General features: G+C 39.3%; 13 protein-coding genes and 1 riboswitch. Of the genes, 12 read left to right on the top strand and 1 reads right to left on the bottom strand.

The window, feature by feature from the left end:
- Window positions 1-84 precede the first annotated feature (84 nt).
- The 11 genes from hutU to AC6CHV_RS10195 all read left to right on the top strand — a co-directional run bounded on the left by hutU (window position 85) and on the right by AC6CHV_RS10195 (window position 14,101).
- Window positions 85-1,761 carry a urocanate hydratase gene (hutU, locus tag AC6CHV_RS10245; RefSeq protein ID WP_498078827.1) on the top strand — a complete coding sequence of 559 codons (1,677 nt, stop codon included), beginning with the start codon at window positions 85-87 and terminating at the stop codon, window positions 1,759-1,761.
- A complete protein-coding gene (gene hutI, locus AC6CHV_RS10240; RefSeq protein ID WP_498078826.1) occupies window positions 1,761-3,029 on the top strand; it encodes an imidazolonepropionase in 1,269 nt (422 codons plus the stop codon). Before hutU ends, hutI begins: the two co-directional genes overlap by 1 nt.
- The gene (locus AC6CHV_RS10235; RefSeq protein ID WP_498078825.1) at window positions 3,022-3,990 is read left to right on the top strand and encodes an arginase family protein; all 969 of its coding nucleotides are present in this window, start codon (window positions 3,022-3,024) and stop codon (window positions 3,988-3,990) included. The genes hutI and AC6CHV_RS10235 overlap by 8 nt, the downstream gene beginning before the upstream one ends.
- Before the next feature lie 178 nt (window positions 3,991-4,168).
- Window positions 4,169-4,942: an SIS domain-containing protein gene (locus AC6CHV_RS10230; protein WP_498078824.1), complete on the top strand. Its 774-nt coding sequence runs from the start codon at window positions 4,169-4,171 to the stop codon at window positions 4,940-4,942.
- 119 nt (window positions 4,943-5,061) lie between these two features.
- Window positions 5,062-6,663 (top strand): PTS transporter subunit EIIC, encoded by a 1,602-nt coding sequence (locus AC6CHV_RS10225; protein WP_341330039.1) that lies wholly within the window; start codon window positions 5,062-5,064, stop codon window positions 6,661-6,663.
- A 47-nt stretch (window positions 6,664-6,710) separates the two neighbouring features.
- The gene (locus AC6CHV_RS10220; RefSeq protein WP_440273151.1) at window positions 6,711-8,036 is read left to right on the top strand and encodes a 6-phospho-alpha-glucosidase; all 1,326 of its coding nucleotides are present in this window, start codon (window positions 6,711-6,713) and stop codon (window positions 8,034-8,036) included.
- A 142-nt stretch (window positions 8,037-8,178) separates the two neighbouring features.
- A riboswitch (SAM riboswitch) is annotated at window positions 8,179-8,280 on the top strand.
- 519 nt (window positions 8,281-8,799) lie between these two features.
- The gene (locus tag AC6CHV_RS10215; protein ID WP_341330041.1) at window positions 8,800-9,825 is read left to right on the top strand and encodes a methionine ABC transporter ATP-binding protein; all 1,026 of its coding nucleotides are present in this window, start codon (window positions 8,800-8,802) and stop codon (window positions 9,823-9,825) included.
- Window positions 9,815-10,477: an ABC transporter permease subunit gene (locus tag AC6CHV_RS10210; protein ID WP_498078823.1), complete on the top strand. Its 663-nt coding sequence runs from the start codon at window positions 9,815-9,817 to the stop codon at window positions 10,475-10,477. The genes AC6CHV_RS10215 and AC6CHV_RS10210 overlap by 11 nt, the downstream gene beginning before the upstream one ends.
- Before the next feature lie 25 nt (window positions 10,478-10,502).
- Window positions 10,503-11,378: a MetQ/NlpA family ABC transporter substrate-binding protein gene (locus tag AC6CHV_RS10205; RefSeq protein WP_498078822.1), complete on the top strand. Its 876-nt coding sequence runs from the start codon at window positions 10,503-10,505 to the stop codon at window positions 11,376-11,378.
- A gap of 70 nt (window positions 11,379-11,448) precedes the next feature.
- On the top strand, window positions 11,449-12,834 hold the full coding sequence (locus tag AC6CHV_RS10200) for an LLM class flavin-dependent oxidoreductase (RefSeq protein ID WP_440273150.1): 1,386 nt from the start codon (window positions 11,449-11,451) through the stop codon (window positions 12,832-12,834).
- Between the two features lie 280 nt (window positions 12,835-13,114).
- Window positions 13,115-14,101, top strand: coding sequence for an aldo/keto reductase (locus AC6CHV_RS10195; RefSeq protein WP_498078821.1), 987 nt, complete (start codon window positions 13,115-13,117; stop codon window positions 14,099-14,101).
- Window positions 14,102-14,158: 57 nt separating this feature from the next.
- On the opposite strand, the gene AC6CHV_RS10190 is transcribed toward AC6CHV_RS10195, so the two are convergent.
- Window positions 14,159-14,674: a DapH/DapD/GlmU-related protein gene (locus tag AC6CHV_RS10190; RefSeq protein ID WP_498078820.1), complete on the bottom strand. Its 516-nt coding sequence runs from the start codon at window positions 14,672-14,674 to the stop codon at window positions 14,159-14,161.
- Window positions 14,675-15,280: 606 nt separating this feature from the next.
- Here AC6CHV_RS10190 and AC6CHV_RS10185 point away from each other — a divergent pair.
- Window positions 15,281-17,560, top strand: coding sequence for an ATP-binding cassette domain-containing protein (locus AC6CHV_RS10185; protein ID WP_498078819.1), 2,280 nt, complete (start codon window positions 15,281-15,283; stop codon window positions 17,558-17,560).
- Window positions 17,561-17,573: the final 13 nt, after the last annotated feature.

Raw genomic sequence — 17,573 nt, 5'->3', positions numbered from 1 at the left:
ACAGAGGATCGAAGTAATGTGATTGGGATTCTATACATTCTTTTTATTAATAAAATATAAGTAATACAACTTGGAGGGAATAAAATGAAAAGTACAAAAAACAACAAAATTATCCGTTACGTAGGGACACAATTAAATACGAAAGGTTGGCAGCAAGAGGCTGTGCTTCGTATGTTAATGAATAATTTAGATGCGGATGTAGCCGAGAGGCCAGAGGATCTTGTTGTATATGGGGGGATTGGGAAAGCAGCACGTAACTGGGAATCATTTGACGCGATTGTTGACTCAATTAAAGATCTAGAGAGTGATGAAACATTGCTGGTGCAATCAGGAAAACCGGTGGTTGTGTTTAAAACTCATAAGGATGCACCACGCGTTTTGATTGCGAATTCGAATATTGTTCCAGCTTTTGCAAACTGGGAAACCTTCCATGAACTCGATAAAAAAGGCCTAATGATGTATGGGCAAATGACAGCAGGTAGCTGGATTTATATTGGTTCTCAAGGAATTGTTCAAGGTACGTACGAAACGTTTGCCGAGTTAGCGAAGCAGCACTTTAACGGTACATTAAGAGGCACGATTACTGTGACAGCTGGTCTTGGAGGAATGGGTGGTGCACAGCCACTTGCAGTAACGATGAATGGTGGCGTATGTATCGCGATTGAAGTGGATGAGTCTAGAATCGACCGCCGAATTGAAACTCGTTATACAGATGTGAAAGCGTACACATTAGATGAAGCGATCCAGTTGGCTGAAGAAGCAAAAAGAGATGGAAAAGCATTATCGATTGGTTTATTAGGCAATGCCTCTGATCTTCTTCCGGAGATGATTGCAAGAAACTTTATCCCTGATGCCTTAACCGACCAAACATCAGCACATGATCCACTAAATGGGTATGTACCTTCTGGGATGTCATTGGAAGCAGCAGCAAAATTAAGAGAGTCCAGCCCGAAAGAGTTTGTAAATCTTTCAAAAGCATCAATGGCTAAGCATGTTGAAGCAATGCTTGAAATGATGGAAAAAGGAGCTATCACATTTGACTATGGTAATAATATTCGCCAGGTTGCCAAAGATGAAGGTGTAGAAAATGCATTTGATTTTCCTGGCTTTGTTCCGGCTTATATTCGCCCACAATTTTGTGAAGGAAAAGGACCATTCCGATGGGTAGCACTATCAGGAGACCCAGAAGATATCTACAAAACAGACGAAGCCATTTTACGTGAATTTAGTGACAATGAACACTTATGTAACTGGATTCGTATGGCAAGGGATAAAATCCAATTCCAGGGCCTTCCATCTCGTATATGTTGGTTAGGCTATGGAGAGCGTGCCAGATTCGGAAAGATCTTGAATGATATGGTGGCAAGCGGAGAACTGAAAGCACCAATCGTCATTGGTCGTGACCATCTGGATTCAGGTTCAGTTGCTTCACCAAATCGTGAAACAGAAGCAATGAAAGATGGATCAGATGTTGTGGCAGATTGGCCGATTTTAAATGCGATGGTAAACGCTGTTGGAGGCGCAACTTGGGTATCTGTCCATCACGGTGGCGGAGTTGGAATGGGTTACTCTTTACACGCAGGGGTTGTGATTGTTGCGGATGGTACGAAAGAAGCAGAAGCACGTATTGAACGTGTATTAACAACGGATCCAGGGATGGGTGTTGTACGTCATGCAGATGCAGGATACGAACTTGCTAAGAAAACAGCGCGTGAAAAAGGAATCAAGATGCCAATGTTGGATAAAGGGGCTGATCAATAATGACAAAACCAATCTGGATTAAACATGCAGCACAATTAGCAACACTCGCGTCTGATGTAAAAGGTCCACGCTCAAAGGAAGCAATGTCTGAGCTTGGGCTAATTGAAGACGGCAGTTTGTGGATTGAAGATGGTGTAATCCAGGCAGTAGGAACAACAAAAGAACTTGAAGTGCGGTATGCTGATAGGCTCCATGAGGCTGAAACTGTTGATGCTACGAACCATCTAGTTACTCCAGGACTGGTGGATCCGCATACACATGTTGTGTACGGGGGAAGCCGCGAGCGTGAATTTGAAATGCGCCTTGAGGGTGCAACATATATGGACATAATGAACGCGGGTGGAGGAATTCATGCGACCACCCGCATGACAAGAGAAGCTACAGAAGATGAGCTAATTGATCAAACAACACATCGATTAGATTCGTTTTTGGCACATGGTGTAACAACTGTGGAAGGAAAAAGCGGTTATGGTATGGATTTGGAGACCGAGTTGAAGCAGTTACGTGTAATGAAAAAACTTCAAAATCAACATCCAATTGATCTAGTTCCAACGTTTATGGGGGCACATGCAGTGCCACCAGAGTATAAAGGTCGTGAAGATGAGTTTGTTGATCATTTAATTAATGATATGTTACCGGCGGTGGCTAAGGAAAAATTGGCTGAATTTAATGATGTGTTTTGTGAAAAAGGGGTATATACACCAGAGCAATCAGAGCGGATATTAGAAGCTGGAAAACGATTGGGATTAATCCCGAAAATCCATGCCGATGAAATTGTACCTTATGGAGGGGCGGAATTAGCGGCGAAAGTAGGAGCCATTTCAGCTGAGCATTTATTAAAAGCGTCTGATGAAGGGATTAAAGCGATGGCGAAGTCCGGTACAATCGCTTGTTTACTTCCAGCGACAGCTCTGTATTTACGTGAAGCAGCAGCCGCAGGCAGAAAAATGATCGACGAAGGTGTGGCTGTGGCGATTTCGACGGATTGCAATCCAGGATCATCCCCAACAACCTCGATGCCACTTGTTATGAATTTAGCTTGTATTTTAATGCGTTTAACACCTGCAGAAGCATTAACGGCAGCAACCTATAATGCAGCCCATGCAATTAATCGGCATGAACAAGTTGGGTCTCTTGAGGTCGGTAAACAAGCGGACTTTGTTTTATGGAATGTGAAAAATTATCAAGAATTGCAATATTTATTCGGGGTAAACCATGTAAAAGATGTCTGGAAAAAAGGTATAAAGGTCGTGAAAAAAGATGAATGAACATTTTCTTCAGAAACCTGAATGGTCATGGAATCAGACGGCAATAGATGAACCAACTTACGTCCATCAATGGGTTACACCATTGAATGTGCAAGAACATACACCTGATCTCATTCTGTACGGAGCGCCAATTTCAAGGTCTTCGATTAGTGTTTCTGGAGCTTCTTTATATCCAACTGAATTTCGGCGGATGTGGAAGGGATTTGCCACATATAATTTGGACGAAAATGTTGATTTAAGTTCCTTTCGAGTAGCGGATGCTGGCGATGTGGCGATGCATACAACGGATATTCTGTTATCACATCAACGAATCCAAAAGTCCACAGCCTATCTTGCTGCACACTATCCAAACACGCCGACATGTATGATTGGCGGTGATCATTCGACAACGGCTTGTGCTGTACGAGGGATTAAGGATGCATTCCCTAGTGAAACGATTGGAATTTTACAACTTGATACACATCTTGATGTAAGGGATCCAAAAGAACTAGGGCCAGCAAATGGAACACCAATCCGGCAATTAATCGATGGCAAGGTCATTAAAGGAGAAAACGTGATTAATATTGGACTTCATGGATACTTCAATGCAAAACCATTAGTAGATTATGCAAAACAGCACAAAATTCAGATGGTTACCTTAAAGCAAGCTCGAAAACAGGGGTTAATGAACACGATTCAATGTGCATTAGAGCAACTAACAGCAAAGGTTGATCGGATTTACGTAACAGTTGATATGGATGTATTGGATATTTCAGTTGCCCCTGGAGTACCAGCTTCTACACCAGGAGGGTTATCAGCCGTTGAACTGTTTGATAGTTTGCTAGAAATCGGCAAACATCCTTCTGTTAGACATATTGATTATGTCTGCCTGGACCCAAGTAAGGATTCGACAGTTTCTGAAACAGTTAAGGTTGGAACTTATGCGTGGCTGCAATTTATTACAGGTCTTGTCTTACGATAGACCCAAGTGCAGGGATAATTAAGGGTAGATAGATTAAGGAAAACTGTAGGTGCTTGAAACCTACAGTTTTTTTATCTTCTATTGCATGACATATTTCGACTATTAGTTGAACTGTTAGAGTTGAGGTATAATATAGATGATATAAAGTGGCATACAGAAGAATGAGAGTGATTAAGTTTTGATTGATATTAGCAAAATTATTCAAGGGAAAAATTTGACGGAATTAGATGTACAAATCATACGTTATATTATTACGAATATTGATACCGTTTTGCAAAAAGGAGTACGTGAAATTGCTAAAGACAATTTCACTTCCCCCGCAACTGTTATTCGCTTATCCAAAAAGTTAGGCTATACCGGTTTTGTGGATATGTATTATCAACTACTGCCGATGATAAGGAATGTTGAAGTACCGCAAAGTGGTGATATAGAAGACTTTTTGCAGGTTAGCCAAACGGATTTTTTAACCCTTAATTCGATGGAAGATATTGAAACGTTTATTAGCGAAGTGTTAAATCTAGATCAAAAATATATATTCATTTATGCGACTGGCTTTTCAGCGATTGCTGCAGAGTACTTTCATAAAAAACTACTAGTATTAGGTAGGAAAACGATATTTGCCAGTGCAACGGATTCCGTTGGCATATTTGAAAATAATCTTGAAGATATTGGAGCATTAGTTGTTATATCAAAATCAGGGGAAACACAGACTGTGATTGATAAGCTGCATGCAGCAAAAGAGCATCATGTGTTTACAGTTTCTTTTACAAAGGAAACGGAGAATCGCATTGCAAAGTTGTCAGATTTAAACTTTAAAATTATGGATTACAATAAACTAGATGACCGAAATATGCTACCAAATCGTTTCTTTCCAAAATTGCTTTTGTTGTTTGAGTTTATCCTTAAGCAGTATGTTGAGAAATTAGGGTCGAAAAAGAATAGGGTCGAATGAAACGTGTTTCAATCTGTGAAACACGTTTTTATTCATGTTGAAACTATCGACTATAAAACGCTTGCATTGTATTCTAAACTTGTCGAAAGAAATTAAGTGAATATTGGAGGTGCGGCTAAATGAAAGCCAAAATGATGGAAGGTATGCAACGCTTTTCAAAAGCAATGTTCATTCCAGTACTTATTTTACCGATTGCCGGTATTTTGATTGCCCTTGGTAATTTATTTACAAATGCTAGACTATTGGAAGTCATTCCATTTTTAGATAATCCGATTACGACAGGATTCGGATCCATTTTAACAGGATCATTAGTTTCGATTCTTGGGAACTTAGGATTGATTTTCTGTGTCGGTATCACGGTAGGCTTGGCTAATAAAGAGAAAGCCGTTGCTGGTTTTACTGCTTTGTTAGGTTATTTGGTTTTTGTTAATGCGATGAATAAATTTATGGACCTTACCGGAGTACTGTTTCAAGGAGACTCCCTGCAAGGTACAGGACAAACGCTTGTTTTAGGTGTTCAAATACTTGATATGGGTGTTTTCCTCGGAATTATTCTTGGAATTGCAACCGCTTTTGTTCATAACAAATTTGTTGATATAGAATTTAACGGAGCTTTTCAAATATACGGTGGATCACGTTTTGTCTTTATCGTACTTATACCAGTAGTTGTACTCTTATCAATTGCTCTTACGTATATTTGGCCGTTTTTCCAAAATGGGATCAACAATCTTGGTACTCTTATTAATCACAGTGGGAGCTTCGGAATATTCTTATACGGAATGTTAGAGCGCTTATTAATTCCTACTGGGCTGCATCACTTAATCTATACACCATTCTTATATACATCATTGGGCGGTGTAGCAGAAGTTGGCGGACAAATTTTTGAAGGTGCAAGAAATATTTACTATGCTGAAATCGCAGATCCAACTGTAAAAGAACTTTCTTCATCTGTAGTTTGGGATGCACGAGGTATTTCAAAAATGTTTGGTTTACTCGGAGCTTGCTTAGCGATGTATCATACAGCAAAGCCTGAGAACAAGGCTAAGGTAAAAGCAATTTTGATTCCTGCAGCCGTTACTTCTTTTATTGCTGGTGTAACGGAACCTATTGAATTCTCATTCATGTTTGTTGCTCCACTACTATTTGTGGTTCACGCAGCTTTAAGTGGGTTAGCAATGGTGACGTTTAATCTATTAGATGTCAGAGCAATTGGACCAAATGGAATGATTGACTTCCTATTGTTCAACTTACCGCTTGGTATTGAGAAAACACACTGGCCAATGTACATTTTAATCGGTTTAATCTACTTTGTTATCTACTACTTACTATTCCGCTTCTTAATTGTGAAGTTTAACTTCAAGACAGTCGGAAGAGAAGAAGGTGGACAAGAAACAAAGTTATATACGAAGAAAGACTTAAAAGAAAAGCAAAAACAAGGAAAAAATGGAACTTCCGAATCACAAGGAAATGACGGAATTGCCCCAGTCATTGTTGATGCATTAGGTGGAGCAAGCAATATTCATACCGTAACAAATTGTTATACAAGACTTCGTTTAACACTAGATAATCCTGAAATGGTCAACGAGGAAGTGTTGAAGAAAGAAACAGGAGCTAGTGGAGTCGTGATTAAAGATAAAAACGTTCAAGTTGTTTACGGCTTACAGGTAACAACGATTAGAAAAGCTGTTGACAGTTATTTAGGATTAACGACAAACGAATAGAATCGGAATAAAACAATAAAAAGGTTTACTAGAAGGGAATGGAGAAAATGAAAAAATTCTCAGTCGTTATTGCAGGTGGAGGAAGTACCTATACACCAGGGATTGTTATGATGTTATTAGATAATCTGGACCGTTTCCCACTTCGAAAATTAAAATTATATGATAATGATCGTGAAAGACAAGCTGTTTTAGGAGAAGCAATTGAAATTGTATTAAAAGAAAATGCGCCGGATATTGAATATTGCTTCACAACCGATCCAGAAGAGGCATTTACAGATATCGATTTCTGCTTTGCTCATATTCGTACGGGTAAATATGAAATGCGCGAAAAAGATGAAAAAATTCCATTGAAATATGGTGTGGTCGGCCAAGAAACATGCGGACCTGGCGGAATTGCTTATGGAATGAGAAGCATCGGTGATATGGTTGAGTTAATCGACATAATGGAAAAATATTCGCCAGATGCATGGATGTTAAACTATTCTAATCCAGCAGCCATTGTAGCTGAAGCTTGCCGAGTTCTTCGCCCAAATTCAAAAGTATTAAATATTTGTGATATGCCTGTAGGTACACTGCGTAGAATGTCTCATATCATCGGCAAAGAGCCACAGGATTTAGAAGTACGTTATTTCGGATTAAACCACTTTGGCTGGTGGACAAGTATTAAAGATAAAGAGGGAAATGAATATCTTCCTCAAATTCGTGATTATGTTGCAGAAAACGGTTATCTTACTCAAAAAGAAGTAGATACCCAGCACACAGATGCCAGCTGGCAAGAAACACACAAGAAAGCAAAAGATTTACTAGCGGTTGATCCTAGATTCTTGCCAAATACGTATTTAAAATACTACTTATACCCTGATTATGTGGTAAAGACCTCTAATCCGGATTACACAAGGGCAAATGAAGTTATCGCAGGTAGAGAAAAGACTGTCTTCTCTACAGCTAGAACAATCATTGAAAGAGGAACAGCAGAAGGCTGCGAATTTGAAATGGGGGCACATGCTACTTTCGTTGTTGATTTAGCCCGTGCGATTGCCTTTAACACACATGAAAGAATGTTATTAATTGTTGAAAACAATGGAGCAATTGCTAACTTTGATGATGAGGCGATGGTTGAGGTTCCTTGTATTGTCGGTAGTGAAGGTCCAGAGCCATTAAGCCAAGGAAAAATTCCTGAATTCCAAAGAGCATTAATGTACCAACAAGTAACAGTTGAAAAATTAGTGGTTCAAGCCTATATCGAAGGCAGCTATCAAAAGCTATGGCAGGCTCTAACACTTTCAAAAACAGTACCAAGTGCAAAAGTAGCGAAAGAAATCTTGGATGAATTAATAGAAGCTAACAAAGGTTATTGGCCTGAATTACATTAATAGAAAAGTAGAATTCTAGGGGTGACCCGTAGCATAAGAATACTACAAGCTTTAAAGATTAATAATAAGATTTTTCAAAAATCTTATTGACAGTTAACCACATTCCATGTAAATTATAAATTACAATTCAATAATCAATGAATTCTTATCAAGAGAGGTGGAGGGACTGGCCCTTTGAAGCCTCGGCAACAGACTACTAGGTACTGTGCCAAATCCAGCAAGCAAAGAGCTTGAAAGATGAGAAGAGACGATTAAATTTACTATTTAAACCCTCTTCTGTCATGAAGGGGGTTTTATTTTTGGGCTGTTTTCTTGAGCATTGTTGCTATCGGTAAAGCCATTATATATTCACGATGAGTACTACGTTCAGTGATTGGAGCGGATGGTACGAGATCCTCGAAAATGCTGGCATTTTCTTCGTGCGGTGTAGTTTCAAGGAAGCAAATTCAATGTCCTGCGGGAATAGCGAGCCAAGCGAGACCCCGCAGTGAAGCAAGGAGGCTTGCGGATCGCCCGCGGAAAGCGAGTACCAGAAGCGAAAATCACCCTGCATTTAAAAGCAACAATCTTTTAGAAAAGAGCCTATTTTTTCGATATAAAAAAGAGGTCTTTACTACCTATAATCAATTCTCAAAAACTAAATTTATATAAAATGAAAAAGTATGCCGATTAGACAACTAAAGGTATCTTTATCCAATACATCTTTACATGGTGTTGGATAGAGGTACCTTTTTTGTTTTATTTCCAAAAGGAGGATTCAAAATTGATTAAGTTTGAGGAAGTAAATAAAGTATTTGGTTTGGAAGGAAAGAAGGTGCAAGCGTTAAAGGATGTTTCTTTAACCATATCAAAAGGAGAAATCTTTGGGGTGGTTGGATTTAGTGGGGCTGGTAAAAGTACATTGCTCCGACTTGTTAATTTACTTGAACGTCCAACATCAGGGAAGGTGGTGGTTAACGACCAAGAAATATCTAGTCTCTCACAAGTTGAACTAAGGAAGTTACGAAGGAAAATCGGTATGATCTTCCAGTCCTTTAATCTATTTAACTCACGTACTGTGTATGGAAATATCGCCTATCCACTAAAACTTGCAAAATTGCCAAAAGATCAGATTGATCATCGTGTTAAAGAATTACTTCAATTTGTTGGTTTGCAAGATAAGTCAGAGCAGTATCCGGAACAGCTTTCAGGCGGACAAAAGCAAAGAGTGGGTATTGCAAGAGCACTTGCTACCTCACCAGATATTCTGATTTGTGATGAAGCAACCTCTGCGTTAGACCCTGAAACAACGGGAGAAATCCTTCAACTATTACGCAAGGTTAATGAGGAGTACAATATTACCATTTTACTTATTACTCATGAAATGCATGTAATCCGTAGCATTTGTCATCGGGTGGCAGTGATGGAAAATGGAACAGTGATTGAAGAAGGAAGTGTTTATGATATTTTTTCAAACCCACAATCCAAAACGACAAAAAATTTTATTAGTTCCGTGTTAAACGATAAGCTTTCCAGCAAACTCTTAGAGAAATTGCGCAATAACCATTTTGGAAACTTGTATCGAGTGATTTTTACAGGAGGGGCTTCAAGTCAGCCAATTCTGTCTCGAGTCACGAGAAAGCATGGGATTGATTTCAATATTATATACGGAAGCATTAATGAGTTACAAGATCAATTGTTTGGTAATTTAATTGTTGAGTTTCAGGGGCCTGAACCTCTTATTCAGCAAGTTATTAATGAACTCAAACAAATTGTTGAGGTAAGGGAGGTGATTAGTCATGAGAGTTGATTGGACTACATTTTGGCCTCGTATTATTGAAGCTACCGGTGAAACCATTTTGATGGTTATCTTTACATTAATTTTCTCAAGCATGATTGGTATAGCGATGGGGGTACTCTTTTTTGTCACCCGTAAAGGAAACATATTAGAAAATAAATATATATTTCTCGTACTTAATTTGTTAGTGAACATCGTTCGTCCAATTCCATTTATTATTTTGCTAGTTGCACTGAGTCCCATAACTCGGGCAATTATGGGTACTACGATTGGAACGGCAGCAGCTATTTTCCCTATGACGATTGCTGCATGCTTTGCAGTTGCTAGGATCGTAGAGAGTAATCTTGTCTCGATTGATCCTGGCATTATTGAAGCCGCACAGGCTATGGGTGCAAGCCCAGTACGAATCATATTTGGCGTACTTATACCTGAAGCATTAGGACCTCTTATTCTCGGTCTTACTTTTGTTACTGTTGGACTCGTCGACTTCTCAGCCATGGCGGGAACGGTAGGTGGCGGTGGATTAGGTGATCTTGCCATGACCTATGGTTACCAGAGATTTGATACATCGGTCATGATTGTAACAGTTGTTATATTAATTCTACTCGTTCAAATCGCACAGTTTTCAGGGAACTTTTTATCAAGATTCTTTTTACGCAGATAATCAAAAAAAAGGGAGAGATTTCAAAATGAAAAAGCGATTCATTATTTTCTTATCAATGGTGTTTTTAATATCAATACTTATAGCGTGCACGAATAGTACATCTGGAAAATCCAATGAGGTCGTAAAGATAGGTGTAACAGGTGCTGATGGACCGTATTGGAAGCTTATTGAAGAAAAAGCAAAGGCAAAAGGCATCACAATTGAGTTAGTTGAGTTTTCTGATTACATTCAGCCAAATAATGCTCTTGCAAATGGTGAGATTGATATGAATTCATTTCAACATTTAGCTTTTCTAGGTCCTGCTAACGTTGAAAATGGTTTTACTATTGTTCCGATTGCTTCGACAACAATTAATCCTACAGGGATTTACTCTGACAAATATGATGATTTATCAGAAATACCTGAGGGTTCTCAAATAGCAATATCAAATGATCCTGCAAACCTTGGTCGAGGATTACTTTTATTGCAAGCCGCGGGTTTAATTGAGTTAAAAGAAGGTGTTGGCATTTACGCAACTATAGATGATATTGCTAAAAACCCAAAAAATTTAGAAGTCGTTCCAGTCGTTTCCCAACAAACTGCACAGGCACTTAAGGATGTTGCTGCATCACTGATAAATAATGGGATTGCAGGTCAAGCTGGGTTGAATTTTAAGGATGCATTGTTATATGACGATCCACAGAGTGAAGAAGCAAGACCATATATTAATGTATTTGCCGTTCGTGAAGAGGATAAAGACAATGAAACATACAAAACGATTGCAAAGCTATATCAGGAAGCTGACGTTAAAGAAGCTGTAATTGAAGATACAAAAGGTGGAAGTATTGTTGTTGATATCCCTGCTGAAGATCTAGAGGAGACTTTAAAACAATTAGAAGAAAACATAAAAAATAGTAAATAGTTGAGTGTGAGAGTTAAGTTTTATAGGTCACTGCTATCGTAATTAAATAATCTATGAAAAGGTGAGAAAATTGACGAAACAAATACGATTAAATGTATTCGATATGACGAGTGCCGTGCATAATTCACATGGGCTTTGGAAGCATCCAAATAGTGAGAGACATACTCGATACAAGGATTTAGATTATTGGATAGAATTAGCGAAATTATTGGAACGAGGAAAGTTTGATGCTGTATTTTTTGCAGATGTGCTTGGGATATATGATGTTTATAAACAAAGTAAACATCCATCTATTCGTGACGGGGTTCAGGTCCCATTAAATGATCCGGCTTTTGTAGTACCAGCGATGGCAAGTGTAACAGAACATCTATCTTTCGCCGTGACAGTTAGTACTACATATGAGCATCCATTCGGCCATGCTAGGAGGTTCTCAACCTTAGACCATCTTACAAAAGGGAGAATTGCTTGGAATATCGTTACTTCTTATCTTCCGAATGCTGCACGGAACTTTGGTCTACCAGAAATGCTAAAGCATGATGCACGTTATGATTTGGCTGACGAGTTTTTGGAAGTCTCTTATAAGCTATGGGAAGGGAGTTGGGAGGACAATGCTGTCATTGCTGATGCCTCCAAAGAAGTTCTAATAGATCCATCAAAGGTACATGAGATCAATCATAAGGGTGAGTATTTTTCGGTAGAAGGTCCTCATTTAAGTGAGCCTTCCATACAGCGTACTCCAGTCATTTACCAAGCAGGTACATCAGAACGTGGTAAGGAGTTTGCCGCCAAACATGCAGAATGTGTCTTTGTTGGCGGGTCAGCAGAAAAAATAAAATCGTCTATTCAAGATATCCGACAAAGAGCGCAAAAATATGGTCGAAACCCTGAAAATATTAAGGCATTTACTTTTTTAAATGTAATCGTTGGTGAGACTTCAGAACAAGCAGAGGAAAAGTATCAGGAATTAGCTAGGTATTGGAGTGCTGAAGCAGCAAAAGCCCAATATGGCGGTTCTAGTGGTTATGATTTATCACAATATACAGACTTAGATAGTCCTTTTGAATATAAACATACCGAACATGGGCAATCAAGAGCTGCCTCACTTACAAAAGATGCACCCAAAAAATTAACAGTCAGAGAGGTATTAAACCGTTTTGAAACAATTGATCGGAATCATGTGCTAGTAGGAAATCCAAGTGAAGTGGCTGATGCCATTCAATTTCAATTCGAAGAGAGCGGCGTAGATGGCTTTAACCTGGCTCATCTTGTCACACCAGAAAGCCTGAAGGAATTCATTGATTTGGTCATTCCTGAATTACAGAAACGCGGAATTTACAAAACAGAATATGAACAAGGGTCCTTTAGGGAAAAATTATTTAATAACGGAAGTAGTTTATTACCAAGCGATCATCCGGGAAGTCAGTATCGAAAAACTGCTATATTAGAAGGGAAGTAATTTTCGTAAACATTGTTGCATTTATTTTAGCCATTAATAAGTATTATTAAATACACATTGGGTGTTAATTCAATTGATTGGAGTGGATGGCACGAGACTCCAGCGGGAATAGCGAGCCAAGCGACCCGCAGTGAGGTACGAGCGAGGAGGCCTGCGGATCGCCCGCGGAAAGCGAGTGCCAGAAGCGGAAATCACCCCTAATTCCACTGATAAACTTTAAGTTAATAGGAACAATCTTTTAGAAAAGAGCCAAATGTTATTATAAGGAGAGGGAGTATTTATGGAATATAAAATAATCGGAGATACTGGCATTTACGTATCAGAGTTGTGTTTCGGTACGATGTCATTTGGTGGAATAGCAGACGAAAAAACGTCTATGGCAATGTTTAACCGGTGTAGGGAAGTTGGAATCAATTTTTTTGATACAGCCAATATTTATAACAGTGGAAGTTCAGAAGAAATACTAGGTAAGTGTATTGCTGATTGCCGAGATGATATTGTATTAACATCTAAGGTCGGTCTTCCTTCGGGTGTTGGTAACAATGAAGGAGGCACTTCTAGGAGACATATTTTCCTTTCTATTGAAAAAACACTGAAGCGGTTGGGAACAGATCGAATTGAATTTTACTTCCTTCATCGGTTTGATGAGAAAACCGATATCGAAGAAACACTCATTGCTTTAGACGATCTTCAAAGACAAGGAAAGATACTGTATCCTGCGGTCAGTAATTGGGCAGCGTGGCAAATTGCAAAAGCTCTTGGTATTGCAGAACGGAAAGCTTTGGCTAAATTTAAGCTCATTCAACCGATGTATAATCTAGTGAAAAGACAAGCGGAAGTTGAGATATTACCATTAGCTCAATCAGAACAACTTGGGGTCATTAGTTACAGCCCGTTAGGTGGAGGGCTTCTATCTGGTAAATATGGGGAAGCTAAGCAGCCTAAACAAGGCAGGCTGATAGAACAACGTAATTATCAACTCAGATACGGTCAAGAGAGTTATTATGAAATTGCTAGTCGATTCACACAATATGCGAATGAAAATGGGTATGATCCAGTTTCTCTAGCGGTTGCTTGGGTAAAGAGTAACCCGAGTATCACAGCGCCAATCATAGGTGCTAGAAACCTAGAACAGTTGGAGCCGGCACTTAATTCTAATAAAATCTCTTTAGATAAGAATCAGTGGGAAGAAATAGCTTCCTTGTCCATTACTCCCCCGTTAGCAACAGACCACAGTGCGGAGGAAGGAATAGTGAGGAGTAGATAAAATAAGAAAAATCTGTAGGTGTTTGCCGCCCTACAGTTTTTTCTTATTTCTATAGAACTACTTATTTAATAAATCATTGTATATGTAATTTTTTTCAACGTACGTATCAATTGATAGTTGGATTAGTTCAAAGTCCTTTTTGGTTAGGTCCCGGACCACCTTTCCTGGTGAGCCTAGTACGAGGGAACGAGGTGGAATGATTTTATTAGACGGGATCAGTGTATTGGCACCAATGATACACTCTTCACCGATGACGGCACCGTCTAAAATTGTGGAGCCCATTCCGATGATACATCTTTTTTTAATCGTACAACCATGAAGAATCACATTATGACCAACAGTTACTTCGTCTTCTACTACTACTGGCGAGCCTTCAAATAAATGAATGGTTGCATTATCCTGGATACTACATCGATCCCCAATAATAATAGCGTCTTCATCACCGCGCAGAACAGCGTTAAACCAAATAGAGGTCTCTTTACCGACCTGAACATCACCAATTACATTAGAACCTGGAGCCAAGAAGACAGTATCATGTACGTTCGGTTTTTTGTCTTTAAAGGGAATAAGCATTATGAAATCTCCTTTTTAATTTTTCATAATATTATAACATATTTATCATTCGTGATAAGATGGGATTTGGAATGGACTTATTCGTTCGGGGCTTCATACCGCCGATGAAGGACTTTGCAAGAGACTGACATGCTCGATCGGGCCTTCATACCGCCGATGAAGGACTCTGCACGAGACTCGCTTGCTCGATCGGGCCTTCATACCGCCGATGAAGGACTTTGCAAGAGACTCGCTTGCTCGATCGGGCCTTCATACCGCCGATGAAGGACTTTGCAAGAGACTGACATGCTCGATCGGGCCTTCATACCGCCGATGAAGGACTCTGCAAGAGACTCGCTTGCTCGATCGGGCCTTCATACCGCCGATGAAGGACTTTGCAAGAGACTCGCTTGCTCGATCGGGCCTTCATACCGCCGATGAAGGACTTTGCAAGAGACTGACATGCTTGTTCGGACCTTCAAGACGCCGACGAAGGACTATACACGTGTCTCGCTTGTACTTATCAGAACAATCTTCGATAAGGGAAGGTATTCCTCTTACTAAGGGTGGCTAAACTTGTAACGTACTGAAGAAAACATAGTAGATTCATATAGAAAGGATGGTAACATGTCAGATAAGAAAGATGAAATCATTTTAAAAGGACTAAAAGAACATAATTTAAAAAATATAGATTTAACGCTACCAAAAGAAAAAATCATTGTTTTTACTGGCCTTTCTGGCTCTGGAAAGAGTTCAGTTGTTTTTGATACATTAGCCACGGAAAGTAGAAGACAAATGACAATGAACTATCCTCTCTATGTCAGAAATCAAATGCCAAGGTATGAAAGACCACACGCCGATCTTATGCAAAACCTAAGCCCTGTTATAGTTGTAGAGCAAAGACCTGTAGGGGGCAATTCACGTTCAACAGTAGGTAGCTATATGGATATAGATCCATTGATTAGACTTTTGTTCTCGAGAATAGGAAAACCATCCATAGGTACTGCCACCGATTTTTCGAGTCAAAGTTCCTTTGGAAGATGTCCAGAATGTGGAGGATATGGAGAAGTCATTACGCCGGACTTACATAAGATTATCGATTTCAATCAATCACTTCGAGAATACGCAGTGAAATTTAAACCGTTGTCGCCTTCAGGTTGGCAAGGCAGATGGATGATGACCGGTGGTTTATTCGATCCAGACAAACTCATTAAAGACTACTCGGAAAAAGAACTCCAGCTGCTATTATACGGTCCCCCAGAAGGAGAAAAAGTCTATGCGCCGTTTCATACAAAAAATGGACCTCAGGATCATGAGTGGGATGGGTTATTGCCTCGATTTACGCGACTTTATATAAACAGAGATATCACAAAGCTAAAAGAAGTTTCTCAAGATGATGTCTTAGCCGTTTCTACACACTCATTATGCCCAACATGCCATGGTTCAGGCCTGAATCCAAAGGTATTAGAATGTAGAATAAATAACTTAAACATCGCAGAGTACGATCAATTAGAGCTTCCAGAAATTGTAGAAGAACTTAAGAACATAAAAAATCCTATGGGAGAATCAATCGCACAACAAGCCATTCCACATGTGAAACAACTAGTCGACATGGGACTAGGATATTTAAGTTTGTCAAGAGAAATGGGCACTCTGTCTAGTGGCGAAGCTCAAAGGGTGAAAATTGCTCGTCAATTAGGGAGCAGTCTAAACAATATTACATACATTTTCGACGAACCAAGTGCAGGACTCCACCCAGAAGAAGTGAATATGTTAATCCATATGCTAAAACGGATAAAAGACCAACACAATACGGTCATTGTAATTGAACACAATCTATCAGTTATAAAAGTAGCGGATGAAATAATTGAAATGGGACCAGGAGCAGGTGTAAATGGAGGGGAAGTTGTCTATCAAGGAAAACTGGAAGGCCTAAAAAGTTCTCCCACCGCAACTGCCTTAACAAAAAAGGTAAACATAAATAAAAATCCAAGGGATATAAATAGTTATTTTAAAATCAACAATGCAGCTACTAATAACCTGAAAAATATTAGCGTTCATATTCCTAAAAATGTCTTAGTCTCTATTTGTGGAGTGTCAGGTTCAGGTAAAAGCTCCTTAATGTTGGGAGCATTTGCTAAAAAATATCCTGAGACAATAATGGTAGAACAAGGCAGTATAGGAATCTCCAATCGTTCAACCCTAGCAACATATATGGGAATTATGGACGATATTCGCGCAACATTTTCAAAAGAAACAGGACAACCAGCGGGTTTGTTCAGTTTTAACTCATTAGGCGCATGTCCTATTTGCAATGGAAAAGGAGTAATAACTCCAGACGTAGCATTTGCAGATCCGGTAAATATCCCATGTGAAACCTGTGGCGGTACGAGATATTCAGATGAAGCACTGTCCTACAAATACATGAATAAAAATATAGTAGAGATATTAAATTTTACTGCGGACGAGGCTACCCATTATTTTAAAATACCAAAAATCATAAAGAGATTGCGTACGCTTAAAGAAGTAGGATTAGGGTATTTGACTTTAGGACAGACGACAAGTTCTCTTAGCGGAGGGGAAATCCAACGTCTAAAGCTTGCAAGCCACCTACAGAAAGAAGGACAAATCTACCTATTAGACGAGCCATCCTTAGGACTGCACACAGAGGATAATGAAAAACTTTTAGACGTATTTCAAAGTCTTGTAAATAGAGGTAATTCTGTCATTATAATCGAACACAACTTAAACTTTATAGCGGCGAGTGACTGGGTAATCGAATTAGGTCCAGGGGGAGGAAAAAAAGGAGGACATATACTTTTTGAAGGCACACCAGAAAAGATGCTATATGCAGAAACATTGACAGCGAAATGGTTAAAGGATGGAGTGATCGCACATACCACATAAAATGGGGGGCAAC

The sequence above is a fragment of the Ferdinandcohnia sp. GQ5 genome (genome assembly GCF_059759275.1).
The sequence above is the reverse complement of the archived record's forward strand: the minus strand, read 5'-3'. Positions and strand labels throughout refer to the sequence as shown.

Coding starts and splice junctions, on each gene's coding strand:
- hutU (WP_498078827.1), top strand. CDS start 85: ATGAAAAGTACAAAAAACAACAAAATTATCCGTTACGTAGGGACACAA.
- hutI (WP_498078826.1), top strand. CDS start 1,761: ATGACAAAACCAATCTGGATTAAACATGCAGCACAATTAGCAACACTC.
- AC6CHV_RS10235 (WP_498078825.1), top strand. CDS start 3,022: ATGAATGAACATTTTCTTCAGAAACCTGAATGGTCATGGAATCAGACG.
- AC6CHV_RS10225 (WP_341330039.1), top strand. CDS start 5,062: ATGAAAGCCAAAATGATGGAAGGTATGCAACGCTTTTCAAAAGCAATG.
- AC6CHV_RS10220 (WP_440273151.1), top strand. CDS start 6,711: ATGAAAAAATTCTCAGTCGTTATTGCAGGTGGAGGAAGTACCTATACA.
- AC6CHV_RS10210 (WP_498078823.1), top strand. CDS start 9,815: ATGAGAGTTGATTGGACTACATTTTGGCCTCGTATTATTGAAGCTACC.
- AC6CHV_RS10205 (WP_498078822.1), top strand. CDS start 10,503: ATGAAAAAGCGATTCATTATTTTCTTATCAATGGTGTTTTTAATATCA.
- AC6CHV_RS10195 (WP_498078821.1), top strand. CDS start 13,115: ATGGAATATAAAATAATCGGAGATACTGGCATTTACGTATCAGAGTTG.
- AC6CHV_RS10190 (WP_498078820.1), bottom strand. CDS start 14,674: ATGCTTATTCCCTTTAAAGACAAAAAACCGAACGTACATGATACTGTC.
- AC6CHV_RS10185 (WP_498078819.1), top strand. CDS start 15,281: ATGTCAGATAAGAAAGATGAAATCATTTTAAAAGGACTAAAAGAACAT.